Here is a 24,345-nt window from a genome sequence, read left to right as displayed (position 1 = left end):
GCGAAGGCGGGCTTCGGGGTGGAGTTTGTGGCTGTCAATCAGTGAGGCGAGGCGCAAAATAAAAAAAGGCATAGAGGAGAGTGCTCCTCTATGCCAAATCCCGATCGATTATATAAGGTGTTTAGATAGCTTTAGCCGTCGATTTGGCTGCAACTGCTTCAGCTTGCTGGGTCGTACCGCGGACGAAAGCCCACCAGTAAACGACACCGCACAGAACGGCTCCGCCAACGATGTTGCCGGCGGTAACGATCAGCAGATTGCTGGTCCACATGGTGCTCCAGTTGAGGCCGGCGAGGGCTTCGGCGGATTTGCCGGAAGCTGCCACGGCAGCAGCGGAGGACTTGGCGAAGATACCGGCAGGGATGAAGTACATGTTGGCCACGCAGTGCTCAAAACCGGAGGTGACGAACGCCATGATGGGGAAGAAGATCGCCAGTACTTTGCCGGCGATGTCCTTGGCTGCGATAGCCATCATAACGGCCAGGCAGACCAGCCAGTTACAGCCGATGGCGCGCCAGAAGTACATGCTGATGTGTGCATCGCCGCCGGCGGTGACTTTGCCGAAAGCAATCTTGATGGCGGTAGCACCGACGGCGCCGTCGAGCAGGCCGCTGGCGCTGCCGATCATCCAGGCCAGGGCGATGGAACCGACGAAGTTGCCGAAGTAGACAATGACCCAGTTGCGCAGCATCTGCGCCAGGGTGATGTCTTTGTTGAACAGAGCAACGGTCATCATGTTGTTGCCGGTAAAGAGTTCCGAACCGGGAATCATGACCAACATAAGTCCTACGCTGAAGACCGCGCCGATGAAGAATTTTTTCAGGCCGAAAACGGTCCAGGCGCCGGTGGCGACAGTGGTGGCAAGGTGTGCGGCAAAGCCGATGAAGACACCTGCAAGAATGCCGAGTACAAAAAGTTTTACGGTGGTGTTGTTAGCCTTTGCCTTGCCGATGGCAATGAAAGACTTGGCCAGTTCCGCAGGTGGTGCGAAGTTAGACATCTGGTTCTCCTCCCCATGAAAATGCGTTTTATCGACCAGGAACAATAACAAAGGGATTTTAGATGGTTTTGGGCCTTTAATAAGGTGCAACTCACCTTATTGAGCCCGCGTGCAGAACTAGCCTCCCAACCAGCTCGACAAAACCAGCGAAATAATCCCGAAGGTTACAACTATATGTTTTATAAGGTAGATAAAGAGAAAAATAACATCATAAAAACGTTCGCAGTATAGGTCTGAATGACGATTTGTGTCAATAATATTTTTTGAAAAAATGCATGACGCAGGCTGTGTTGGTGAATGCGGCAAGGTGAGTATAACGCTGTTTAGTCCGGGCCTGGATTTGTATCCCGTTCGGCAGGCTTTGGATGCGCGCGCGGGATAAGCGGAAATTCATGGTGGTGTCGAATTATGGCGTACATTAATTAGCGTTTGCATGTGAATGGTAGGAGTGGTAAATTATAACGCACTTCTGCTCCGCTGTTTCATTCCCCACTTTTGTAACGGGGTAACGGTTTGCGATGAAAACTTATTTTCTCGTTATCAGAGCCAGGCCTGTTCCCGGGAATCCGAACTTTCGTGTTGTCCCCGGGGTCAGCGCTCATTTTTGGGTGATGGAACGTAGTCCGGACGGAGCGATGCGGCGTGCCCGGCACTATCTGAAACATCAGGGCTGGGATCCCGAGAGGGTCGAGCAGGACGCCATGTTGTCGGGGCCTGCGCTGCATGCGTGGTCCCAGAACGAAACGGCCGGATATCGGCGGGCTCAGGATGTCGGTATCTCCATGTTTTTGAAATAAACTTTCAGGTGTTCCCGGGCTCCCGATAGCTCATGGTTCGTGACATACTTAAATTTAGCCGGTTGCATAAGATTTCCATTGATTTTATTGCGAATGAGCGTATCTTTCGGTCGTCTGTCATAGGGGCAGACGGATTTCTCAAAATAATTACTATGGATATTTAGGAGATTTGCCATGATGAAAAAAGTGCTTGTTTTCTTTTGTATGCTGCTTATGGCCGGTATGACGGTCGCGTGTCAGAAAAAAGAAGAGGCTCCTGCTCCCGCGGAAGAGGTCCAGGATGTCGCTCCGGCCATGGATCAGGCGGCTGACGAAGCTGCAGACGTCATGGATGAAGCCGCTGAAACTATGGACCAGGCTACCGAAGCCGCTGAAGAAGTCGCCGAGGACGCCGCTGAGGCTGTCAAGGATGCTGCTGCCGATGTTATGGATGAAGCTGCCGAGGCTACTGAAGCTGCCGCTGATGCCATAAAAATGGAAAAACCCGAAGCTGCCGAATAATATCGCCGTACAAAAACCCTCTGTCAGCGTGTACGTGCACACTGGCCGGGTGTAAATCGTGATTTTTAAAGCCTCCGAGCTATGCAAGGGGGCTTTTTTTGTTGTAAAAGAATGCCTGTTCGCCATCTTGCAGCGCGTTTTGAGGGGAGTCGGTGACGGATGTGGCCATGCCGGATGACGGTTCGTTTCCTTCGGTCGGGGATTTTCCCCGGCGATTTAAAAGTGTGACGGTTTGACATGAACGATCATGGTTTGGTTTGCACGCAACCTTTTACCTGGTGCGAAGTCCATGCGGACGGGTCGGTCTTTGCCTGTTGTCCAAGTTGGCTGGAGCGGCCGTTGGGTAACCTGCTGCAGAATGCTTTTGGTGATATCTGGAACGGTGCCGTGGCCCTGGCCATACGTCGTTCCGTGATCGATGGATCCTTTGCCCGGTGCAATCGTTTGCGTTGTCCCAGACTGGCCGCTGGTTCGTCTCCGGTTATGCCGCTGACGGCGGTTACGCCGGCGTTGCGGCATATGATGCAACGCCAAATGGTGCAGCTGCCTTTTGGACCGCGTGCCATAAATCTTTGTTACGACCATCGCTGCAATCTGGCCTGTGCCAGTTGTCGCAGAGATTTCATGCAGGCAGGCAAGCGCACCGAAAGGCGGCTGCGGCAGATCGAGGATCGCATTCGAATCGCCATCGGCCCCGGTCTGGAGGAGATGACCGTCAGCGGTTTCGGCGACCCTTTCGGCAGTCCTTCCTACCGGTCTTTGTTGCAGACTATGACCCGCGGCGATTTTCCGCGCCTGCATACCCTTCGTCTGCATACCAACGGTTTGCTCTGGGATGCGCGCATGTGGGATTCCATGCCCCATGCCCGGGAATTGCTGAAATCCGCCGAAATCTCGGTGGATGCGGCCCGTGCATCGACCTATGCTCTTAATCGGCGGGGCGGCGATTTTTCGCGGCTGTTGAATAATCTGGCCTTTATCCGGTCTCTGAACGTGCCGCTTACCCTGAGTTTTGTGGTGCAGCAGAACAATTACACGGAAATGGCCGCGTTCGTCGATCTGGCACGGGAGTACGGTGCCGCGGTTTATTTCAGCCGACTGGTCAATTGGGGGACTTTTTCGGAACAGGAGTATCGCCTTCGATGCGTCCACGATACCCGGCATCCCGAACATGGCGCATTGATCGGTATTTTGGAGACGCTGGCCGATCAGGCGGGGGTCGACATCGGCAATTTGCGCCCGTTGCTGCCCGGACAGGAAGGTGCCGGCTGAGCGCTTCATTATCAAGTTGGTGACGAAAAGCTGTGTCCGTAGCATGAAAACGGCATCGAATTATCGAGAGGCTTGCTTCGAAATTCGATGCCGTCAGTTCGGAATCTGCGAGATGCAGGTCGGATCAGATATAACGAATGGACACCTCTTTGAGGTATTTCTTTTCCAGTACCGTGGCCAGGCGTTTGGTGATATTACGGCGTATTTCCAGGTCTTCGGGGTGACGCGGATCCTGATGTGCTTCGTTGATTTTGGTGCCGATCACGAACTGGATACTGTCGCTGTCCCGCAGCAGGTTGGTCAATAGCGCGGCGCCGTTTTTTTCCTGAGGGGCCTCGCCGCTCTCCAGCAACTGGGCCGTATGGGTAAGGGTCAGGATGCCTTCGGTAATGAGATCGACCCCCTCCATGGTGGCGATGGGTGGAATCCCTTCGGCGACGGTGGACAGATCGGTATGGATTTCCCGGTCCAGTTCCCGTGCCACGATTTCCGCCGAGGTGCCGCCGCAGATGACCTTGTTGCCGCGAAAGGCGTTCAGAATCCAGGCATATTCCCGGTCGTGATCCTTGGAAAAAGGAGGGCCGGTGAGCAGGATGGTGCGACGGGGAATGCGAAAATAAAACACGGCCGCCGTCATGTCGTCGCCGGGTTTGCCGTTTTCTTCCAGTTCCCGGGCCTTGACGACAATTTCCCGCGCCAGTTTACGGGCCGAGATCGACGGTTGCGTTCGGATCATATCCAGCGCATAGTCGGCACAACCCTGGCGGCGCCACCCGAGTTTGTAGATGTCGGAACCGAGTCCGGCCTGGCTGATTCCGTCGGACATGATAATGAGGCGATCCTGGGGTTGCACGTCGATTTCATAGATGCGCATTTTGCGGTTTTCATGTCGCGGCGACCAGACTTCCTTATAGGGGGGATCGAGCAGGGCGCCGTTGCGGATCAGGATGACCGGGGGGTTGTCCATTTCGATGACGCGAACCCCCTCGCCGGGCATGTAATCGACGATGGAAAAAGTCGCATAACTTATTTTGCGGGTTTGGCACACCGGCAGGGCGTCCATCATGATCTCGGCCGAGGGGATGAGCGCCTGGTTGCTGGCCATGAATTTAAGGGCCATGGAAGCCGTCATGTTGGACAGGATACCGGCTTTGACGCCGTGTCCGAGGCCGTCGGACAGGATGGCAATGATGCGGTTGAAGCCGGGGGTCTTCTGCATCTGGAAGCAGTCGCCGCAAATGTCCTCCCCGACACAGTTGTATTGGAACGAATCGATTTCAACAAACAGCGAATGGTTCATGGAAGATCACCTAGTCCTTGTCGTTGCTGTCGTCATCTACCGGCTGACTCGGGGAGAAACCTTCCGCCAGGGAGCGCAGCAGAATTTCCGTGTCGGCCATATTCTCGCCAAGCCGGCAAGCGATTTCCTGAACCGTCTTGAGGTTTTTGTGAATAACCTCGCGAGCGCGTTTGGCGATCATCTCGCGCGGCATCTCATGGGCCGTGATATCGCTGATGACGCCACCGGTGATCTGGCTCGGTTCGATGGGGAATATGGTGACCTGATAGATGCGGTCATCGACGTGCAGGGCATCGTGCTGCAGAGTGGCTCCGCTGTCGAAGACTTGTTTGAAAAGTTTGGTAAAGGGCAGAATGTGTTCCAGCACGGCGCCCTTGAGACCCGGGCACATGTCGTAGGCTTCCGCAAGGTCGTCGCTGAACAACTCGGCAAACTGGCGGTTGCAGTCCACGACACGCAAATCCTTGTCTACCAGCACGATGGCCGAGGGAATGCAGTGCAGCAACGCGTTGGCTTTGCGCTGCGCCTGGCGTCGTAAATAGGACAGGCACATGGACGCTTCGGCGTGGCCGGAGAGAATCGCTTCGGCAAAGTCCCGGCAGGTTTCATAGCCGCAGCCGCCGCAGTTCAGTTCGTCCTCGATCTTTTCCTTGTCGATGAGGCGCAGGGCCTGCCGCAATTGTTCATCGTTATATTTACGGGTCGGTAACGGCTCGTCGATAATGGTCTCGATGATATCGTTGCGCGGAACGCGGTGCACCGGAGCCGCAGGCACATCTGCCCGGGCGATCACCTCCTGCCATTGATCCAGGTTTCCTTCGCGCAACTCGGCGCAGGGACCGTTGATGCAGCCGCCCCGGCAGGCGAGCAGTTCCATGAACAGCGGTTGGGGCAGCGATTTGGGTTTGAACCCGGATAAGACGTGGCGGATGCCGTTGATGCCGGCCACAGTGATGCAGCGCACGTTATCGCAGCCGCCCTGCAGGCGTATGGTCTCGATCATGCCGCCTTCCACCGGATACAGGGCACCTTCCTGGGAAGTTTCCGGCACGAAGCGGTCCTCCGGGGTTGTGGGCAGAGCCCCCGGGTGGATGCGTTCATCCTCCAGCCATTGGCGCAGGTCCGCAAAGGTGATGACGGCGTCAAGCAGTTCAGGATGACGGTCGGCTTCATTCTTTTTGGCGCCGCACGGCCCGATAAAGACAATACGAATATCGTTGCCGAAATGTTCTCGCAGCTTGGTGCAATGGGACAGCAGCGGCGACAATACCGTAGTGATGGAGTCGGTCAGATCGGGCAGGTATTTCTGGATGTAGGTTACGGCGGCCGGGCAGGCCGATGACAGGTACAGGCGGTTTTCCCCTTTGGCCAGATCGGCGGCCACCAGGGCCGATACATCCTGGGCACCCAGGGCGGTTTCACTGACGCCGGCAAACCCAAGTTTGCGCAGGGCCGCAATGATCTGGGTCGAGGGGATGTCCGGGAACTCGCTGACGTAGGATGGGGCGAGAGACACATAAACTCGATCGCTGGAAAGCAACATCCGTTTGGTCGGATCGAGGTCGTCCCGAACGCGCTTGGCGTTGGCGGGACATACCCTTACGCAGGTGCCGCAGGCCACGCATTTTTCAGGCACGATGCGGGCTTGCCCGTCAGCGACCTTGATCGCCTTGACGGGACAGTAGCGCACGCATTTGGAGCAGTCCTGGCATTCAGTTTCCCGGGTATAGATGGGGGGTTGAGCAGGCTGGTGCGGATTCATGACAGATGATACCCCTTGTGTTGGTCGTGTCGATGAATAGTGAGATGAACTTTGCCGTATGAACGTTAACGGTGCATGGATGAGGATCCGGGTCTTGCATCAATCGTTTGCGAAAAGGTTCTCTTTCAGGATCTCAACAATGTCGCTCTGATTTGCATGGGAAAAAATCTTGTCATCGATCTTGAAGACCGGGCCCTGGTCGCAGCGACCCTCGCAACGACTGCCGCGCAGATCGACCTCAGCGTCCAATTGGTGACGGGCGATGAACTCCTCGATGATTTCAAGGTTGCGGTCATTGCCACGGCTGAAACAGGAACTGCCCATGCAGATGACGATTTGTTTTTTCATAAGATTAGGTCTCCTCGATCCGGTGCGGACAGTCTCCTCCAGCCCCCTTGTTCAGGCACATCGCCGTTTCCGTCCACGCATCTTCCCCAATAGATGCATGGTGGTTAAAAAAGTAACAAGTGACGGCCATGCGCGTTTAAGTCTGATCATTTCCCGGTATTATAGGCCAAAGCCGCGGTTAAGTGAAACATTTCTGCACACGATATGATATTAAATGTTGTTTACGGTAAGTTCTTGCGTAGGCCCCATCCTTTATAAGCGTCGAGCCGGTCGGCGGCTGACGTATGTTTCAAATTTTCTTGTATCCTTGTTTATATGATATAGCCTCTTGATAAGACAATGAATATTTAAAGGGTAAGCTCTTCGGGAGAGGTTTGATGACAACGACGGAATCGGCATCGCAACCTATTGAGGTTCTTCATGGCACGGCGGAGCGGGCTCTCCGGATTCTGGCTCAGCGGCATGCCGGCCGCCGGTTACAGTCCCTGACGCTGTTGGCGCAACGTTTGACGGAGCGCGCGGCGCCGGCCGCTATTGCCGAGTTGGGGGAGCAGGCGCTGGCCGGGCTTCTGGAACAGATGCTCGAGATGCTTAAAAGTTGTGTCCAAGAAGAGGCGGTTGCGCTGCATCCCCTGGCAAAACCCGGCCGTTATTGGTTGGTTGCCTGTGTTGTCGATGTGCCCTATCTCTTCGATGCGGTGGTCGGATTCATCAAGCAGAGGGTCTTGCGGTTCCGGGTGGTGTCACATCCGCTGCTCAATGTGCGCATGGCAGAGGGCAAGGTTCGGCTGGTGCGGGGGGACAGGAAGGTCTCCCGGTTGTCGTTGATGGTTTTCGAGTTGCAGAGTTTCCTGCCGGAAGAGTCTCCCGAGCTGGTGGATGATGTGCGTCGACTCGTCCAGGGCATGACGCGGTTGGCCGAGGACCAGCCGGCACTCAAGCAGCGCCTGGAGAGTTTGCAGGATTTTGCTGCCGCCGACGGTTACGGCGCTTTCTGGCGATGGTTGCAGGCGGGTAATTTCGAACCGGTAGCGTACCGTTGTCTCGATATCCGCCTGCGTGGAGACGGCGAACTGGTGCTTTACCAGCAACATGATGCAACGGTGGGGTTTATTCCCGGAGACTGGGAGGTTTTTCCGGAGACGGGGCAGTGCTTGTGCGAAATGCCGATGCCGTTTCGACAGCGCATGTTACGTCATGAGACCGTCACCGTGGTTCCCGGAGAACAGCCGAGCCCGGTAAGACCCGAGGAGCCACTGTTGTTTCTGGCCCTGCGGGAAAATGTCGATCCGGAATTGTGCCGTGAACATGTTTTTGCCGGCATGCCGACCCCTCAGGGGCGGATGCAGGGCAATATGGGCTTGCCCCCTTTGCGGCGTCGGATTCAACAGGTTTTGCAATCCCTGGGGATTCGTCCTCACTGTCACGACTGGCGCAAAACCATGGAGATTCTCGATGGTTTCCCCACCATCGAGCTTTTTTTGATCCAACGTGTCGAATTAACACGTATCGTGCGGGCCCTGACGCAGCTTTATCGTGACGGCACGGTCAAGGTAGTGGCTGTGCCGGGGCTTGCCGCCGGTTGGTTGACACTGGTCATTATGCTGCCGAGACGTTTTTATTCCGCCGATAATCTGCATCGCATGGAAATCTACATGCAGCGCTATCTGCGGACCGACCAGTTGTCCCTTCGCATGGGGCAGGGGGGTGCGGATACGGTTACCCTGCAGGTACGCTGTCCCCTGGTCACCGGGCATGAACAGTTCGACGGTAGCAGGCTTGAACGCGCTCTGACCCGCATCGGCAGATCCTGGGAGGAAAAATGCGGACTGCTGTTGGAAAAACTACATGGCCCTGTCGAGGGGGCCCGTCTGACGTCCCGCTTCGTTCCGCTTTTTTCCCGCGAATATCGCGCTCTTGTACATCCGCGGTTTGCGGTACGTGACATCAAAGCTCTGGATACGCTGCTTGCTCGAAAACGTGAGCATTTTGCCCTGTGGGGGCCCCTGCCGGGGCCTGGCGGACAGCACCTGCTGCAATACTACGGTATGCGGGCTTTACCTTTGGGCGAAATCATGCCGGTGCTGGAAGATCTCGGTCTCGAGGTGGAGACCAATGTCGATTTCCAGATCGACCGGGATCAGCAGCGTTATTTCATACACAGTATCGCCGTGCGACTGCCGCCTTGCCACGATGGTGCCGCATCCATCCACGACCTGCTGCTCGATGCCCTGCAGGCCCTGCGTGACGGTTACGCCGAAAGCGATATTCTCAACCGGTTGGTGACGATCGGCGGCATGAGCTGGCGGCAGATTCACGTACTGAGGGCTTATCGCGATTACCTGCTGCAGTTGGGACATCCTTTCAGCCGGGGAGACGTCGGTCGGGCCCTGGTGACCCATGTTGCGACAGCGCGCCTGCTGTACAGCTATTTCGAGGCCAGGTTCCGGGGTCCCGGTGAAGTGCAGGCGTTGCGGCAAAAGGAAGCAGGGCAGTTGCCGGCGTTGCGACAGTCCATGGTGTCAGCTCTGTCCGAGGTGAAAGATTTACGTCAGGATACGATTCTGCGGATGCTGTTCAACTTGATCGACGCCACGGTGCGGACCAATTTTTTCCTGTGCGAAGAACGTCCCTGCTATCCCTTATCCTTCAAGATCGCGTCCATGGGGATTATCGACTTGTCGGCGCCGCGCCCGCTTTATGAAATATTCGTCCATTCTCCCCTGATGATGGGGATCCATTTACGTGGCGGCAAGGTGGCCAGGGGCGGCATTCGCTGGTGCGATCGCCATGAAGGGATGCGCGACGAGGTGTTGGGCCTCATGAACACCCAGATGATCAAAAATGCCTTGATCGTTCCGGTGGGTTCCAAGGGCGGGTTCATTGTCAAGCACCTGTCCGAACACCGGGAAAAGGTTCAGAAACAGGTGGCGCAGGCCTATGAGGATTTTATTCGCGGCATGCTCGATGTGACGGATAACCTCAAGGGCGGCGCGGCGCGGCGCCATCCCCAGTTGGTGGCTTACGACGACCACGATTCGTATCTGGTGGTCGCCGCCGACAAGGGGACTGCGCATTTTTCCGACCGGGCCAACCACATCTCCGCCGAGTATGATTTCTGGCTCGGCGATGCTTTCGCCAGTGGCGGCTCGCATGGCTATGACCACAAAAAGCTGGGTATTACAGCCCGCGGCGCCTGGGTCAGCGTTCGCAGACATTTCAGCGAGCTGGATGCGGATAGTACCGACCGGTCCCTGACCGTCATCGGTATCGGCGATATGAGTGGCGATGTTTTCGGCAACGGTTTGCTGCAGTCCGACACCGTGCGCCTGCTGGCAGCCTTCGATCATCGGCATATTTTTCTCGATCCCGATCCCGATCCCGCCCGTGCGTTTCGGGAGAGACAGCGGCTGTTCGCCCTGCCGCGCTCCAGCTGGGCCGACTACGATCCGCAAGCCATGTCGGCCGGCGGGGGCGTCTACCCGAGGAACAGCAAGGATATTCCGCTCTCGGCGCCGGTGCGGCGTTGGCTCGGAACTCGCCAGCGATCGACGGACGGCCCCGGCCTGATACGGATGATTCTGGCTGCGCCGGCCGATCTGTTGTGGAACGGCGGCATCGGAACCTACATCAAGGCCGATGGAGAGACCCATCAGGAGGTGGGGGATCATGCCAACGACGATGTGCGGATCGACGCCCGGGACCTGCGGGTGAAAGTGGTGAGCGAGGGTGGCAACCTGGGCTTTACCCAGCGGGCCCGTGTCGCCTACGGACTGGGCGGTGGCCGCATTAATACGGATGCCGTAGACAATGCCGGTGGCGTGGCCTGTTCGGATCGCGAGGTCAACCTCAAGATTTTCATGCGCCAGCTTCTCGAAAGCGGTCAATTGGCCAGCCGGGACGAACGCGACCGGATGCTGGAAGCCGTATCCGAAGAGGTCTGTCAGGCGGTGCTGGACGATTGCGGCAGGCAAGGACTGTGCCTCAGCCTGGATCAGGCCCGATGCGGGGACCGGCTGGAATCCTTTTTCGCCCAGATGGAAACCCTGGCCAACGCGGGTATCCTCGATCCGGAAGCGCACTATCTGCCGACCCTCAAGCAAACCATGGCGCGCTCCGAACCTGTCCTTGCCCGGCCGGAACTGGCCGTTTTGATGGCCTACAGCAAGATGCAGATGTACCACGCGGTGTTGCAGGGGGATTTGCCCGAGACGGCTTTCGGGCAACGTTGCCTGCGGGAATATTTCCCCTCCCGGCTGGTGCAGAGATTCGGGGAGGCCCTGCCGGCGCATCCTTTGGCGCGGGAGATCGCCGCCACCGTTATGACCAACCGGGTCATCAACCAGGCGGGTAGCGCCATGTGCGGCCGGCTCTGTCGGCAGACCGGGGCGGAGCTTACCAGGGTGGTCGGCCTGTATCTGTTGTTCGATGAAGCCCTTGGGGGGGCGCGAATCCGGGATGCGGTGGCCGGCAAAGATAACCCGTGGCCCGCTACGCAACAGTTGCAATGGCTGCTGCGCCTTGAGAAGACCCTGGAGGAGATGTGCCGATGGGCGCTTGTGCGCAATCTGACGATCGAACTGCGGACTTCCGTGGTGGAAGCCTTCCGCAAAGATATCGCCAGTTATCTTCGGATTCTCGATGAAATTCAACCGGAGCAAAGTCTGCAATCCCGGGCCGAAGCGGAGCGCCAGCTGGTCGCAGGTGGTTGCGAAAAAAATCTGGCGGCAAAATGTGCCGCATTGCATTATCTGGAAGATTTTTTGCCGGTAGCGAATCTGGCGCTATTGACCGGTAAAGACCTTTTGACCATGGCCCGGCTGCTGGCGGATACCAAACAGCGCCTCGGCTGGTACGAAATTGTCGAGCAGCTTGGCAGGGTGCAGGCGCTGGAGCGATGGGACAGGCTGGCCTGGCAGGCGTTGCACAGCAAGTTCGGTTCTCTGGGGTTCGATGTGGCCCTTGCCGTGTGGCGGGAAACCACGGGGGACTGCCAGCGCTTTTTAGCGCGGCGGGGGTCGCGTATGCGGGTGCTGCGCGAACAACAGGACCGCTTGCGTGGCAGTTCGCCTTTGGGGTATCATCCATTTGTGGTTCTGGTGGGGACTCTGGAGTCGTTGCTCGCGAGCGGCGACAGGGAAAAATCTGGACAGCCTCCCGGGACTATGCTATAGATGGCCACCTGAAACAGGCAGGCGCAGGCCCGGAACATGAGCCGGAGCCAAAAGATCGCCGCCTCGTTCAGCCAAGACTTATACCGCCTGGATCCATCGGACCGGGACGGAAGGCAGTTGCACCAGAGGGGGAGGCATACCGCTTCTACCGTACAGGCACAGCTCTTTCGGACGGCGTCCGGGGGGCTTTTTTTTTGCCGTGTATTTTCAATCCGGGCGCGTTACGGAGAGCGCGCATGCAAAAGCGTAAAACGGTACTCGATATTCAACGCATGAAAGCCGAGGGCGAAAAAATCGCCATGCTGACGGCTTACGATTATCCCTTTGCACGGTTGATGGACCTGGAAGGCATCGATATGGTGCTGGTCGGCGATTCCGTCGGTCCGGTGGTTGCCGGTTACGACCATACCTTGCCTGTAACCATGGACGAAATGATTTATCATTGCCGCGCCGTGGCGCGGGGGCTGGGCCAGGCGTTTCTGGTGGCCGACATGCCGTTTTTGTCCTACCAGGTCGATTTGCGCGAAGCCCGTCTCAATGCCGGTCGTCTGGTCAAAGAGGGTTGCGCCCAGGCGGTCAAGCTCGAAGGCGGAGAACCTGTTGCCGAAGTCATCCGGACTCTCGTGGATATGGACATTCCGGTGGTCGGTCATATCGGTTTGACTCCCCAGTCCATCCATCGTATGGGCGGCTACAAGGTGCAGGGCAAGCATGATCAGCAGGCCCGCCAGTTGATGCGCGATGCCCGGGCGGTGCAGGAGGCCGGCGCTTTTGCCGTCGTCCTCGAAGGTATTCCGGCGGGGCTGGCCGGTCAGATTACGGAGGCCCTCGACATTCCCACCATCGGCATCGGTGCCGGCGTCGATTGTGACGGCCAGGTGCTGGTGATTCACGATATTCTCGGTCTGTGCGAAAAATATTCTCCTCGCTTCGTTAAACGATATGCCGATGTGGCGTCCATCATACGCCAGGGGGTCAAGGAATATATCGGCGACGTGAAACAAGGTGTTTTCCCCGGACCCGAGCACAGTTTTTCCTGATACGAGGTTGTTTCAAATCCATATGGACATCATCAACGATATTGCCACAGTCCAGAGCCGCTGTCTCCAGGCGCGGCAAGCCGGTCAGCGTATCGCCTTCGTTCCGACCATGGGGTATCTGCATGAGGGGCATCTGTCCCTGATGCGCGAAGGGCGCAAGCGCGGCGATCTGCTGGTCGCCTCCATTTTTGTCAATCCTACCCAGTTCGGTCCCAAGGAGGACCTTGCGTCCTACCCGAGGGATCTGGAGCGCGATGCCGAGCTGGTCCGCGAGGTCGGTGTCGATATCCTGTTCCATCCGACGCCTGCAACCATGTATCCCAACGGTTACAAGACATACGTGCATGTCGAGGGGCTGACCAAGACCCTGTGCGGCGAAAGCCGGCCCGGACATTTTCGCGGCGTGACCACGGTGGTCTGTAAGTTGTTCAATATCGTTCAGCCCGACATAGCCCTGTTCGGGAGGAAAGATTTTCAGCAATTGGCCGTCTTGCGCCGCATGGCCGCGGACCTTAACCTGCCCGTGGAAGTTGTCGGGCTGCCGACGGTACGGGAAAAGGACGGTTTGGCCATGAGTTCGCGCAACGTCTTTTTGTCTGCCGAAGAGCGCAAACAGGCGCTGGCTCTGGTCGACGCTTTGCGGCAAGCCCGGGTTGCGGCGCATCATGGTGAGCACCACGCCCGGCGTCTGGTCGGCCTGGTCCGTGAACGCATCGGCAGAGAGCCGGACGCCCAAATCGATTATATAAAGATCTGTGACGGCGACACGTTGGAAGGTGTCGACCGGATAGATGCCAATTCGGTGCTGTTGATGGCAGTGCGAATCGGCCAAACGCGATTGATCGACAATAACTATATCCTTGAGGAGGTTTGACATATCCATGAAACGGAAAATGCTCAAATCCAAGATTCACCGCGCCACTGTGACCGGCGCCGACCTGCACTACGAAGGTAGTATCACCATCGACTCCGAACTGATGAAACAGGCCGATATCCTGCCTTACGAAGCCGTCGATATCTGGAATGTCACCTATGGCACCCGTTTTCAGACCTACGCCATAGAAGGACAGCCCGGTAGCGGCGTGATCTGCATCAACGGCGCCGCGGCGCGGATGGTTTCCAAGGGCGACATGGTGATTATCGCCAGCTGGATCGATATCGATGCCGACAAGGCTGCGGCTTACGAGCCGAAGCTGGTGTTTGTCGACGATAAAAACGTTCCCACCACGCAAAAAAGCGAAAATCCCGGGCAGGGCAGCCTGCGTAACGCTATCTGAGCGGCTTGCCATGGCGAGCGCCGAAACGATGATTTTCAGGGCCCGGTATCTGCTTCCCATGAGCGGGCCGTGCGTGGAAAACGGCGCGTTGCTGGTGCGCGACGGACGCATTGTCGAGGTCGGCAACGATCGCAGCCTGAAAGCCTGGGGCGATGCAGGGGAAACCGTCGATTTCGGCGAAGCCATATTGCTGCCGCCCATGGCCAACGCTCATACTCACCTGGAACTGACCCACGTTCCCTATTGGGACGCTTTCGGTCAAGACCGGGAAATTGCCGGTTTTACCGACTGGATGCTGCGTCTTATCGGGGTGTTGCGGGGCGTTCCGCAGGAAGAGTTCGGCGTATCCCTGCGCGATGGCATCCGACGATCGATCCGCTATGGTACCGGTGCCATCGGCGATATCCTTTCCCGAATCCATGCCAGAGACGCCTATGTGAGCACGCCGCTGCGGGGGCGCCTGTTTCTGGAAGCGCTGGGGCTCGACGCCGGGCGCAACCGGCAAACCCTCGACGTTCTGAGCAACCTTCTGGATCAGCCGGCCCCCGGGAAAATGATCTACGGTCTGGCACCGCATTCCATCTATACGGTGTCCGCCGATTTTCTGCAGCAATTATTCGAGCTGGCATCGCAGCGGCACCTTATGCAGTCGATGCATGTCGCCGAATCTCCCGAAGAGGTCTCTTTGATAAGGGATGGCGACGGTCCCTTTGCCGAACGCTTATATCCCCAGGTCGGATGGGGCGACAGGATTCCCCCGGCCCGGGGCCTGACGCCGGTCCATTGGTTGGCGCAGCATCGCTTGCTGAAAGCCGGCGATCTGCTGGTGCATGGCGTGCATGTGTCCGCCGAAGAGATTGAACTCCTTGCCGATGCGGGGGTGTACGTGGTGCTTTGTCCCCGTTCCAATCATCGGCTCGGTGTCGGTAAAGCCCCGGTGGCCGCCTATCGGGCCGCAGGGGTGCCGCTGGTGCTGGGTACCGACAGTCTGGCCAGCTGCGACAGCCTTTCCGTCTGGGACGAAGTGGCTTTTGCCCGACAGTGCTTCGGCGAGGATCTCGACGCGGCCAGTTTGCTGGAAATGGCGACCTATTACGGGGCTTGCGCTTTGGGGCTGGCCGGGGAAATGGGCGCTTTGGCACCCGGTTACGGCGCACATTTCCAGGTATTGCGACCTGCGCAATTGCCGTCTCTGCCCGATCTCCCAGACTTTTTGTGCCGTCCCGGGCGTACCGATGAGGTGGACGCGCTGTTTCTCGATGGCAAACCTTGCAATCCTTCCATGGCCTCTTTATAATTCCTTTGCATCAGGCAACTTTTTCACGGGTACGCATTCGTGGCGAGACGCTGAAATTTTCGGGCGCAAGCGCCATACGGTGCTATGCGATTCGCCCATAGAAGGGTCCTTGTATGGCTCGCGTATCGGTTCTGAAACGTTTTTTACGGAAAAAACTGCGTCGCTATTTTTTCGCCGGCCTGCTGGTGCTGGTGCCGGTAGGACTGACCATCGTCGTGGTGCGATGGATTGTCAGCCTGATGGACGGCTTGCTGGTGCGCATGCTGCCGCTGCGCTGGCAACCCGAGCAGCTGTTCGGATTTGCGGTGCCCGGCCTCGGCGTGGTATTGACTTTCCTGCTGATTATTTTTACCGGCGTGCTGGCTACCAACTATTTCGGGCACAAGCTGGTGCGTGCTTCCGAAAAACTGGTCTACCGCATTCCCCTGGTCAAGGGGATCTATACCCTGTTCAAGCAGGTGGCCGACACGGTTCTCAGCAGCGATCGCCAGGGATTTCGCAAGGTTGTTCTCATCGAATACCCGCGCAAGGGCCTCTGGTCCATCGGCTTCGTTACCGGTGTCAGCGAGGGTGAGCTGCAGCGCATCACGGCGCGGCGGGTGATCAACGTTTTTATACCGACCACCCCCAATCCGACCTCGGGCTATTACATCCTGGTGCCGGAGGAAGACACCTGCGTACTCGGGATGACGGTGGAAGAAGCTTTCAAGCTGATCGTCTCCGGCGGCATGGTGTCGCCGCCCGATCGCTATAAGGGCGTTCCCGTCGCAGGCGCTGCGGCCAGCAGCTTCCCGTCAGAGGATGGTCGGTAACAAACCTTTCGTTTTCCGGCATGGGAACCAGAGCGAGGTAGTTCAGCCATGATGCAGGAAACTGGAACCGTCGTCGAACTTCGCGGATGCCATGTGGCCATGGTGCTTTGCCGCAAGAGCACCTTTTGTGCGGGCTGTGCTGCCATGGGGCTCTGTCATGTCGGCGATGACGGGCGTTCCATGCTGGTGGAGACTCATAATGTGCTCGGTGCCGTGGTCGGCGACAAGGTGCGGCTGGCCAGTCGCGCCGGGCAGTTCCTGCTGGCGTCCTTTCTGCTCTATGTGGTGCCGCTGCTGGCCCTGATCGGCGGCGCTGTGCTGGGCGAGATTATCGGCGCCTTTTATACGTTACGCATCGACCCCAATCTGCTGGCGGCGATATTCGGCCTAAGCTTTTTGGTGGGATCTTTTTTCATCATCCGCATAGGGAGCCGCGCCATTCCGCGCGGGACTTTTATGCCGGAAATCATCGAAATACTGCCCGGCGAGGAGTGCAGCGAAGAACAACATGGGTATTAAAATCATTGCAAATAACAAAAAAGCCTACCACGACTATTTCATAGACGAGGTTCTGGAAGCCGGCATGGTGCTGCTCGGTACCGAGGTTAAATCGCTGCGCCTGGGCAAGGCCAATCTTAAGGATGCCTTCTGTCGCATCATGGGCGGAGAGTTGTACGTCAACAATCTGCATATCAGCCCCTACGAATTCGGCAACCGCGAAAATGCGGATCCGACCCGTGCCCGCAAGCTGTTGGTGCATCGCGCCGAACTCGACAAACTGGCGCGTAAAGTCGATGAAAAGGGACTTTCCCTGGTGCCGACCAAGCTCTATTTCAAGGAAGGGCGGGTCAAGATCGAAATTGGTATCGCCCGCGGTAAAAAACTGCATGATAAACGCCAAACCCTTAAGAGCAAAGAGGCCGATCGCGAAATGGCCCGCGCCCTGCGCGACCGGCATTAAGCCTTCATATCCCTTGGCTTTTTTTGCCAGTCGTGCGATAATGCAGATGTTCCAAAAAGCAATTCAGCGTGTCGGGTCTTCGGATCCGACATTTTATACTCAAAATCAACAAGAATCATGGGGGTGACACGGTTTCGACGGGGATTGGAAGCGAAGGTGGCATGCCGGGGACGCCAGTTGGCCTCGTTAAAAAACTGGCATACATACAAACGCCGATACTGACGTTTCGTACGCACTGGCAGCTTAATTGCTGCCTCGTCTTGAGTTCCTTCGCCTGCGCGGAGCTTAAAGACGTCAATTGAGTGGGCTAGTTTCGGTGAGCGTTCGCGGTGCCGAAGCGAAATTTAAGCGAACTCGCCTGATACACATCCTGTCGACGGGAGTTGTATCCGGTTAAACTCAAAACATCGACTACGCATGTAGAAGCCTTATGTGAAAGATTTTCGGACGCGGGTTCGATTCCCGCCACCTCCACCATTTGAGGGTACCACAAGGTACCATAAAGTAGAAAAGGCCCTGAGAAATCAGGGCTTTTTCTTTTTTGTTTGTCTCACGTTGTTCCATAAAAAACCCTTGAATCTCATCATTATGGGTATATGATGTAGGCAAGATATACCCACGCGTTTGAGTGTATACCCAAGGGGGCGAGCAATGGCTAAAAGCATTAAACCGTTATCCGCTACGAAAGTGAAGAAAGCGAAGCCAGCCGAAAAGCAGTACACCCTTTTTGATGGTCAAGGGCTGTTTCTGCTGGTGACACCAACTGGTAGTAAGCTGTGGCGCTTCAAGTATCGTTTGAATGGTAAGCCGAAGCTGATGTCTTTCGGGGCATATCCCGAGGTCAGTCTGGAGCAGGCCAGGGAAAAGCGCACCGCAGCAAGGAAGCAGGTTGCCAACGGTATTGATCCTTGTGTGGTGCGGAGGGCTGTTAAAGAATCGCAGGCTGCCGGTGAAGGTAGTTTTGAGGTTGTAGCCAGGGAATGGCACCAGAAATTTTCGTCAACATGGTCTGAATCTCACGCCAAAACCCAACTTGGACGAATGGAGCGTGACCTGTTCCCATGGTTGGGAGATCGTCCAATTGTCGAAATAACCTCACCTGAGTTGTTGGCCGTATTGCGCCGGATCGAGTCACGCGGAGCTTTGGAAACAGCCCACAGGGTAAAAACTATCTGCGGTCAGATATTCCGTTATGCAATAGCAACGGGTAGGGCAGAGCGCGATCCTGCCGCAGACCTCAAAGGAGCTTTGCCTCCAGTGCAGGCGACCCATCATGCCGCCATGACGAAACCTGGCGATCTGGCCGACCTGCTTCGTACAATTGACGCTTATGAAGGGTCACACGTGGTCCGCTGTGCTTTGCGTTTCGCCCCTCTGGTATTTGTCCGGCCAGGGGAATTGAGACAGGCTGAATGGTCTGAGTTCGACCTTGATGCAGGGGAGTGGAACATACCTGTTGAGCGCATGAAGCTGCCGAAAAAAACCAAAATACGACGTGCCGGTGAAGCGCACCTTGTCCCGTTGTCGAAACAGGCTGTGGAGATCCTGCGGGATCTGCAACCTCTGACCGGGGATGGTCTATACGTGTTCCCATCGGTGCGATCTGCTGGCAGGCCGATGAGCGACAACACCATAAATGCCGCCTTGCGTCGTCTTGGATATTCAAAAGACGAAGCAACAGGTCACGGTTTTCGAGCCACTGCGCGAACGATCCTTGATGAAGTGCTACAGGTTCGCCCCGATCTGATCGAGCACCAGCTGGCGCACAGTGTACGTGATCCTCTCGGGAGGGCATACAACCGCACAAGTTTTCTACCCGAGCGCCGGGAAATGATGCAGCTATGGGCCGACTACCTCGACGGCCTGAAAGCAGGTGCCAAGGTGATACCGATTTCAAAGCGCACTGCATCCAAATAACCGCACCCAATACCCCCGACACGCATGGCCCTCATCCTCACGGATGGGGGCTTTTTTTGTGCTTTTAGACCTTTCAAGAGACATTACAAGACTAAAAAATCCTTTAAATTCAAAAAAAATCCGTTGACAAATTCCAAATTTCGATAACTACCCGTAAACACTACGTATTGTTATTTATTAATTTTACAGTTACACAAACAACGACTTTGCAAGTATCTGGTTTATCGATTGAAAAAAGCATAATTTCCATTTTTTCCGTATTTACCGCATTTTCCGTGTTTTCCGTATAGTACTTCGTTAAGAGGGCTATGTTTGATCCTCTAGCCCTGTATGTTTTTGGTCACCGCTTGCGCATCTTGTCTAGTTGTGTGTATCTTTGAATCACGTTGTTCGACGCGTTGAATGATTGAAACAACAATTCAATCGACAGAAAGGTAAAACATTATGTACAAATTATTGCGCATTAAACAAATCATCGGAGATCCGAAGGCAACGCCACCGATTGAACCAATCATACCTGTGTGCCGGGCGACAGTTTATCGACGCATAAGTGATGGAACCTGGCCTAAACCTGTAAGGCTCGGCCCCAGAACGGTTGCATTCAGGGAGCAGGATATACGAGCCATTGCTAACGGTGAATGGGTGCCTGAAAACGCCTGAACGTAAAAGCGCCCCCGCTGGTGATAGCCGGGGCGCTCTCGTGAAGTGGTGTGTGCGGTTGGACGGACCGCGCAGCAGTGGAGGAAGTGGAAACGTGACACCAGAATACATCGAAAATTCAAAATCAGAAACCCTTGGTGGATTTACCCGCGCCGACCTGTCCAAGGTCCGCGACGCTGCCAATGCGTTCCTGGTCGCCTATATCTGGCGCCAGGGGGATGGCGAACTGAATCACCGTGCCGTGTTGGCGTCCCTCCGAAACCTTCGTCGAGAAATTAATCTGTTCGTTCATGCTGCCGGTCTTGCGGAGGGTGAACGATGATCGATCACGCCGAACAGATACCACTCCCCGAAGAGCCGCCCGAACTGGATGGTGCACCACTCCCCTGCGATCATTCCGATCCGGATCAGTTCACGCTCGACGGAGCGTCGTTCCAGGTGCTCGGGTACGATCACGGCAGGTATTTTTATTTACCTCGCGGAACCAGGCAGGTTGTCGAACTCACGGCGGCAGGGCATAACAAGCCAAATCTGACAGGGCTGGCGCCGCTGCAATGGTGGGAACGTAAATTCCCCAACAAGAAGACGGGGGTTCACTGGGATACGGCCATTAACGCCTGTCTGCGGGCCTGCGAGCGCAAGGGCGTCTATGATGCTGGCAAGGTTCGGGGGCGTGGCGCATGGGAGGACGACGGGCGCAGTGTGTTGCACCTGGGGGACCGGCTGATAGTTGATGGCATCGCCACAGACGTTGGTTGCATCGAGTCTGAATATGTTTATGAACAAGCCGCTGCCATCGATGCCGGTATGAATGAAAAACCGCTATCGACCAAAGAGGCTAATCGGTTCGCCGAACTCTGCAACTTACCTTCATGGGAATCTGGGATCTATGGTCGTCTACTCGCTGGCTGGTGCGTCGTCGCTCCGATCTGCGGGGCCATGTCATGGCGTCCGCACCTATGGATTACGGGTCAAGCCGGGACGGGCAAGACGTGGTGCGCCGATAACATTGTGAAACCCGCAGTCGGGCCCATCGGTCTTCACGTCCAGGGGGCCACTACAGAGGCAGGGCTTCGACAGTTTCTGAAACACGACGCAAGGCCAATTCTGTTCGATGAAGCCGAAGGGGAAACCCAAAAAGCGGCAGGGAAAATTCAAGCCGTGTTAGAGCTCATGCGGCAGGCGTCAAGTGAAACCGGCGCCGGAATCATCAAGGGATCATCAAGCGGCGCTGCACAAACATATTTTATAAGGAGTATGGCCTGCCTCGCGTCAATCGTGCCAGCTGCCACCCAAGCTGCCGACATTGGCCGTATCACTGTTTTAACTCTGTGCCGGAACTGTGGCCCTGATGCCAAGTCGCAGTTTGAGTTTTTACAGCGCACCGTTCACGAACTGCTGACAGATGAATGGTGCGCAGCCCTTCGCGCAAGAACTGTTCTTCTGATCCCGACCATTAAGCGTAACGTCAAGACGTTCACCCGCGCCGCCGCTGGCCATGTTGGCAACGCTCGCGCCGGGGACCAGCTGGGCACCCTTCTGGCCGGAGCCTACAGCCTGTTTTCAACGTCTGAAATATCCCCCGAAGAAGCCACCGCTTGGATCAAAAAACAGGATTGGGGAGCACTCGCGCCGACTGCTGCCGATACCCAGGCCGATGAATTCCGATGCCTGTCGAACATCCTCGAAAACACCATCAGGATCGATGCTGGCCGTGGCATTGCCGATATGGCCATCGGTGAGGTCGTTGGGGTCGTTTCAGGCCGTGCTGGTGGCTATGACGGGCTCGACGCCGCGAAGCTGGCACAGGCATTGGGCCGAACCGGCCTTAAAGTCAAAACCGCATCGGAGGATCTGCTGGTCTCCAACAACCATCGCGAAATCGGAAAAATTCTGCGGGATACTCCGTGGTCGAAAAACTGGGATGTGCTGCTGCTGAGACTGCCGGGGGCAGAACGGGCTGGGGCTGTTTATTTCAGCGGATCGACAAGCCGGGCCGTTTCAATCCCGTTGGACACCGTTTTCCCGGCGTTGGAGGACTAACTTATGTTGGACTCCAACACTCCAACATACTTCCAACACCTCTGTGTTGGGCCGATTTCGCAAGGAAAACAAATGGTTACGGATTTCCCAACGTTCCAACGCTTTTTGAGAGACACACCCCTATGTATAAACAAGCCCGTCTCTCGTACGTATCTATTATTAATTCCTGTTGGAAATGTATAGATATGTATATAAGGCACCGATTTTAAAGGGTTTTTCGTCCAACAAAAGACCGTTGGAAGGGCGTTGGACAGGTGTTGGAGCGTTGGAGATTTCGAGGGAAACAAGGAATTGAACCTAACTGCCGGGGGTTTTGAATTGAACGACACAGCAGACAGCACAAATAAAACCAACCGCTGCCCAAGGTGCGGAGGCCCGCTGTGGTATCAGCGCGTCGGGACCGATGACGGCATCGCGCCGGGCCTCTCCTGCGTACTGTGTGGATTTTGGCGGGATGTTGATGACGCTCCCAGGGGCATGACCCGCCAGGTCGTGAAAAACCGGAATACTCGCGTCCCGTGCTCCGTGGTCGGCTGCCAGAACATGATTCATCTCGAGAATAACGAAACAGGTCGCTGCACGAAGTGTAACCGGTTGATGTTCGACTGGGAACGCAGCGCGAAAACGAAGCCGGCACCGATCATCAAGGTTTTAGACCGCTGGATTTTCAACCCAGACCGCAAAAATAACGGAGGCAAAAATTGAATTTACCGGACCGTCACGAGATCGAAACCCAGCTCGCAGGTATTCGCGCCGAAGTCGCAGAGCATCGCCACCAGCTGGGGCGACTGATTAACAACCGGCGCCAGGCGTACCGCTCCGAAGCAGTCTTAGCCGGTCTGCTTGATAAGCCTGGCGAGGACCCCGAGAACATTCAGCGCCAGCTTGCCGAAGCACGGGAGAATATCGACCGGTACACAGCCGAAATCGACCACACCGAGGAAATGGTCGAGGATCTGGAGGCCGAAGCGTTGCGGCACATCGAATGTTTGGAAATTCGCCGCCGTGTCCCTGGGATCGTGCGCGACCTTAGCGTTCTGTGGTCTTGCAGAGCCAGCCGTGGGCGTTTGGCACCATCGCTGCCGAGCTATGCCGGGGAGCTTATCCGCGAGCAACTACAGGCCGCTGGGCGGGAGTTTCAGACCGGCGAAAAGGATCTGGCCGCTGTTACTGGTCGGCTGAAACGAAGTTATCGAATTTAACAACCAACTGGAGGAAAACATGGCAAAGAAAAACACCGATTTTTTGGGCAACATCCAAAAGGCACTGGCGGGCCGCGACACAGCCCGCGAAGCACTCGACGCGATTAACGGCTCCCATCGCACGCTGGAGGAAAAACTCAAGATCGCGGATACCAGGTTTAAGGGTCTTGCCGAAAGTGGCCGCGACCATCTGGACTATTGGGGTAAGGCACAGGGTGAACGTGACGTGCCTTGGACCTCGTTGTTTGGCGAAAACAACTGCCATGCCGAGGCTGTTTTCGCGAGCTTGCACCCGGAACTTTCCGAAACCATGCACCAGGCCATTGAGGCGCAGCACCAGCGACACGTCGAAGTTGGGGGCTTGGCAATCTCTGCTGCCGACTTGCCCGGTGAGGTTGCCAAGGCCGAAGCCAGGTTATTCACCGCCGAGCAGGCCCTCGAGGCCGCGTATTGTGCCGCTGAGGAGGCTGGGTTCCTTGTGAATCGTGACCCGGATATGAGCCCCGAGAGCGTGCTGGGAATCGAGCGTAACGAGTTGCTTCCCCACGACTTTTTCAGCGAGAAAATGGAGAGAATTATCGCAGCCCGTGACGGGTCTCACGCCGCATTCGTTGACGCCCGGGAACGCTGGCAGGGCTCCCGTGGGAAAGAGGCTTTTCTGAAGACCGAGGCAGAAATCGAGGCAGCTAAAAAGCATACCGAGCGCCTGCTGGCCGCTAAAAATGCAAGGTCCGAGGAGGTGCAACGTAAAACCCGTCTGGCATCGGCACTTGAGGATTATGTCCGCGATCATCGCAAGGCTCCCCCTGTGGCACAGCCCCCCGCCGAAGACAGCAGAAAGCCTGTGACCATGCAGTTAAAGGACAACGGGCCCGCGAAAGGCACCATTTGGCGCGATCGATTCGAGCAGGCCACTGGTATTGGTAAGGCCGACAAGTAAGTTATCCGGGCGGCTGCACCGTGGCCGCCCACCATTTTAAAG

22 protein-coding genes and 1 other RNA gene are annotated in these 24,345 nt (G+C 56.4%); 19 read left to right on the top strand and 4 right to left on the bottom strand.

Going from position 1 to position 24,345, the window contains the following annotated elements:
- Window positions 1-121: 121 nt before the first annotated feature.
- A complete protein-coding gene (locus PCAR_RS10185) occupies window positions 122-1,000 on the bottom strand; it encodes a formate/nitrite transporter family protein (protein WP_011341582.1) in 879 nt (292 codons plus the stop codon).
- A 635-nt stretch (window positions 1,001-1,635) separates the two neighbouring features.
- Here PCAR_RS10185 and PCAR_RS18800 point away from each other — a divergent pair.
- The 3 genes from PCAR_RS18800 (at window position 1,636) to PCAR_RS10170 (ending at window position 3,570) form a co-directional block, all read left to right on the top strand.
- Window positions 1,636-1,797, top strand: a complete 162-nt coding sequence (locus PCAR_RS18800; RefSeq protein WP_158447416.1) for a hypothetical protein — start codon at window positions 1,636-1,638, stop codon at window positions 1,795-1,797.
- A gap of 174 nt (window positions 1,798-1,971) precedes the next feature.
- Complete coding sequence (locus PCAR_RS10175) at window positions 1,972-2,298, top strand: hypothetical protein (protein WP_011341580.1); 327 nt, start codon at window positions 1,972-1,974, stop codon at window positions 2,296-2,298.
- 237 nt (window positions 2,299-2,535) lie between these two features.
- Window positions 2,536-3,570, top strand: a complete 1,035-nt coding sequence (locus PCAR_RS10170; RefSeq protein WP_011341579.1) for a radical SAM/SPASM domain-containing protein — start codon at window positions 2,536-2,538, stop codon at window positions 3,568-3,570.
- Between the two features lie 124 nt (window positions 3,571-3,694).
- Here PCAR_RS10170 and PCAR_RS10165 read toward each other — a convergent pair whose 3' ends face one another.
- The 3 genes from PCAR_RS10165 to PCAR_RS10155 all read right to left on the bottom strand — a co-directional run bounded on the left by PCAR_RS10165 (window position 3,695) and on the right by PCAR_RS10155 (window position 6,980).
- Entirely contained in the window at window positions 3,695-4,870 is a 1,176-nt protein-coding gene (locus PCAR_RS10165; RefSeq protein WP_011341578.1) for a SpoIIE family protein phosphatase, read from the bottom strand.
- Between the two features lie 10 nt (window positions 4,871-4,880).
- Window positions 4,881-6,632 carry a [Fe-Fe] hydrogenase large subunit C-terminal domain-containing protein gene (locus PCAR_RS10160; RefSeq protein ID WP_011341577.1) on the bottom strand — a complete coding sequence of 584 codons (1,752 nt, stop codon included), beginning with the start codon at window positions 6,630-6,632 and terminating at the stop codon, window positions 4,881-4,883.
- Between the two features lie 99 nt (window positions 6,633-6,731).
- Window positions 6,732-6,980 carry a (2Fe-2S) ferredoxin domain-containing protein gene (locus tag PCAR_RS10155; RefSeq protein ID WP_011341576.1) on the bottom strand — a complete coding sequence of 83 codons (249 nt, stop codon included), beginning with the start codon at window positions 6,978-6,980 and terminating at the stop codon, window positions 6,732-6,734.
- 377 nt (window positions 6,981-7,357) lie between these two features.
- Here PCAR_RS10155 and PCAR_RS17875 point away from each other — a divergent pair, with 377 nt between their 5' ends.
- The 16 genes from PCAR_RS17875 (at window position 7,358) to PCAR_RS10085 (ending at window position 24,303) form a co-directional block, all read left to right on the top strand.
- Entirely contained in the window at window positions 7,358-12,154 is a 4,797-nt protein-coding gene (locus PCAR_RS17875; RefSeq protein ID WP_011341575.1) for an NAD-glutamate dehydrogenase domain-containing protein, read from the top strand.
- Window positions 12,155-12,390: 236 nt separating this feature from the next.
- On the top strand, window positions 12,391-13,194 hold the full coding sequence (gene panB / locus PCAR_RS10145) for a 3-methyl-2-oxobutanoate hydroxymethyltransferase (RefSeq protein ID WP_011341574.1): 804 nt from the start codon (window positions 12,391-12,393) through the stop codon (window positions 13,192-13,194).
- 22 nt (window positions 13,195-13,216) lie between these two features.
- A complete protein-coding gene (gene panC / locus PCAR_RS10140) occupies window positions 13,217-14,068 on the top strand; it encodes a pantoate--beta-alanine ligase (RefSeq protein WP_011341573.1) in 852 nt (283 codons plus the stop codon).
- Window positions 14,069-14,075: 7 nt separating this feature from the next.
- Window positions 14,076-14,471 carry an aspartate 1-decarboxylase gene (gene panD / locus PCAR_RS10135; RefSeq protein WP_011341572.1) on the top strand — a complete coding sequence of 132 codons (396 nt, stop codon included), beginning with the start codon at window positions 14,076-14,078 and terminating at the stop codon, window positions 14,469-14,471.
- A 10-nt stretch (window positions 14,472-14,481) separates the two neighbouring features.
- Entirely contained in the window at window positions 14,482-15,768 is a 1,287-nt protein-coding gene (locus PCAR_RS10130) for an amidohydrolase family protein (RefSeq protein WP_011341571.1), read from the top strand.
- A 113-nt stretch (window positions 15,769-15,881) separates the two neighbouring features.
- Window positions 15,882-16,580, top strand: a complete 699-nt coding sequence (locus PCAR_RS10125) for a DUF502 domain-containing protein (protein ID WP_011341570.1) — start codon at window positions 15,882-15,884, stop codon at window positions 16,578-16,580.
- 48 nt (window positions 16,581-16,628) lie between these two features.
- Window positions 16,629-17,099, top strand: coding sequence for a SoxR reducing system RseC family protein (locus PCAR_RS10120; RefSeq protein WP_011341569.1), 471 nt, complete (start codon window positions 16,629-16,631; stop codon window positions 17,097-17,099).
- Window positions 17,089-17,541, top strand: a complete 453-nt coding sequence (smpB, locus tag PCAR_RS10115; protein WP_011341568.1) for an SsrA-binding protein SmpB — start codon at window positions 17,089-17,091, stop codon at window positions 17,539-17,541. The genes PCAR_RS10120 and smpB overlap by 11 nt, the downstream gene beginning before the upstream one ends.
- Window positions 17,542-17,660: 119 nt before the next feature.
- Window positions 17,661-18,018: a transfer-messenger RNA gene (ssrA, locus tag PCAR_RS18425) on the top strand.
- Between the two features lie 174 nt (window positions 18,019-18,192).
- Entirely contained in the window at window positions 18,193-19,458 is a 1,266-nt protein-coding gene (locus PCAR_RS10110) for a tyrosine-type recombinase/integrase (protein ID WP_011341567.1), read from the top strand.
- 444 nt (window positions 19,459-19,902) lie between these two features.
- Window positions 19,903-20,118 (top strand): helix-turn-helix transcriptional regulator, encoded by a 216-nt coding sequence (locus tag PCAR_RS19265; RefSeq protein WP_011341566.1) that lies wholly within the window; start codon window positions 19,903-19,905, stop codon window positions 20,116-20,118.
- A 94-nt stretch (window positions 20,119-20,212) separates the two neighbouring features.
- Window positions 20,213-20,440: a hypothetical protein gene (locus PCAR_RS10105; protein ID WP_041531346.1), complete on the top strand. Its 228-nt coding sequence runs from the start codon at window positions 20,213-20,215 to the stop codon at window positions 20,438-20,440.
- Window positions 20,437-22,161 (top strand): hypothetical protein, encoded by a 1,725-nt coding sequence (locus PCAR_RS10100; RefSeq protein WP_011341564.1) that lies wholly within the window; start codon window positions 20,437-20,439, stop codon window positions 22,159-22,161. The genes PCAR_RS10105 and PCAR_RS10100 overlap by 4 nt, the downstream gene beginning before the upstream one ends.
- A 291-nt stretch (window positions 22,162-22,452) precedes the next feature.
- A complete protein-coding gene (locus PCAR_RS18665) occupies window positions 22,453-22,866 on the top strand; it encodes a hypothetical protein (protein WP_148204332.1) in 414 nt (137 codons plus the stop codon).
- On the top strand, window positions 22,863-23,363 hold the full coding sequence (locus PCAR_RS10090) for a hypothetical protein (protein ID WP_011341561.1): 501 nt from the start codon (window positions 22,863-22,865) through the stop codon (window positions 23,361-23,363). Before PCAR_RS18665 ends, PCAR_RS10090 begins: the two co-directional genes overlap by 4 nt.
- Before the next feature lie 19 nt (window positions 23,364-23,382).
- Window positions 23,383-24,303 carry a hypothetical protein gene (locus PCAR_RS10085; RefSeq protein ID WP_011341560.1) on the top strand — a complete coding sequence of 307 codons (921 nt, stop codon included), beginning with the start codon at window positions 23,383-23,385 and terminating at the stop codon, window positions 24,301-24,303.
- The last annotated feature ends 42 nt before the right edge of the window (window positions 24,304-24,345 follow it).

Origin of the sequence: Syntrophotalea carbinolica DSM 2380, assembly GCF_000012885.1 — a bacterium.
GTDB lineage: Bacteria > Desulfobacterota > Desulfuromonadia > Desulfuromonadales > Syntrophotaleaceae > Syntrophotalea > Syntrophotalea carbinolica.
Note: the sequence above shows the minus strand (reverse complement) of the source record. Positions and strands in the feature narration are given on the sequence as shown.

Bases quoted from the DNA above. Each gene is read 5' to 3' on its own strand.
- PCAR_RS10085 (WP_011341560.1), top strand. From the start codon at position 23,383: ATGGCAAAGAAAAACACCGATTTTTTGGGCAACATCCAAAAGGCACTG.
- panB (WP_011341574.1), top strand. From the start codon at position 12,391: ATGCAAAAGCGTAAAACGGTACTCGATATTCAACGCATGAAAGCCGAG.
- panD (WP_011341572.1), top strand. From the start codon at position 14,076: ATGAAACGGAAAATGCTCAAATCCAAGATTCACCGCGCCACTGTGACC.
- PCAR_RS10170 (WP_011341579.1), top strand. From the start codon at position 2,536: ATGAACGATCATGGTTTGGTTTGCACGCAACCTTTTACCTGGTGCGAA.
- PCAR_RS19265 (WP_011341566.1), top strand. From the start codon at position 19,903: ATGTACAAATTATTGCGCATTAAACAAATCATCGGAGATCCGAAGGCA.
- PCAR_RS10120 (WP_011341569.1), top strand. From the start codon at position 16,629: ATGATGCAGGAAACTGGAACCGTCGTCGAACTTCGCGGATGCCATGTG.
- PCAR_RS10160 (WP_011341577.1), bottom strand. From the start codon at position 6,632: ATGAATCCGCACCAGCCTGCTCAACCCCCCATCTATACCCGGGAAACT.
- PCAR_RS10175 (WP_011341580.1), top strand. From the start codon at position 1,972: ATGATGAAAAAAGTGCTTGTTTTCTTTTGTATGCTGCTTATGGCCGGT.
- PCAR_RS10110 (WP_011341567.1), top strand. From the start codon at position 18,193: ATGGCTAAAAGCATTAAACCGTTATCCGCTACGAAAGTGAAGAAAGCG.
- PCAR_RS10165 (WP_011341578.1), bottom strand. From the start codon at position 4,870: ATGAACCATTCGCTGTTTGTTGAAATCGATTCGTTCCAATACAACTGT.
- smpB (WP_011341568.1), top strand. From the start codon at position 17,089: ATGGGTATTAAAATCATTGCAAATAACAAAAAAGCCTACCACGACTAT.
- PCAR_RS10185 (WP_011341582.1), bottom strand. From the start codon at position 1,000: ATGTCTAACTTCGCACCACCTGCGGAACTGGCCAAGTCTTTCATTGCC.
- PCAR_RS10125 (WP_011341570.1), top strand. From the start codon at position 15,882: ATGGCTCGCGTATCGGTTCTGAAACGTTTTTTACGGAAAAAACTGCGT.
- PCAR_RS10130 (WP_011341571.1), top strand. From the start codon at position 14,482: ATGGCGAGCGCCGAAACGATGATTTTCAGGGCCCGGTATCTGCTTCCC.
- panC (WP_011341573.1), top strand. From the start codon at position 13,217: ATGGACATCATCAACGATATTGCCACAGTCCAGAGCCGCTGTCTCCAG.
- PCAR_RS10100 (WP_011341564.1), top strand. From the start codon at position 20,437: ATGATCGATCACGCCGAACAGATACCACTCCCCGAAGAGCCGCCCGAA.
- PCAR_RS17875 (WP_011341575.1), top strand. From the start codon at position 7,358: ATGACAACGACGGAATCGGCATCGCAACCTATTGAGGTTCTTCATGGC.
- PCAR_RS10155 (WP_011341576.1), bottom strand. From the start codon at position 6,980: ATGAAAAAACAAATCGTCATCTGCATGGGCAGTTCCTGTTTCAGCCGT.
- PCAR_RS18800 (WP_158447416.1), top strand. From the start codon at position 1,636: ATGCGGCGTGCCCGGCACTATCTGAAACATCAGGGCTGGGATCCCGAG.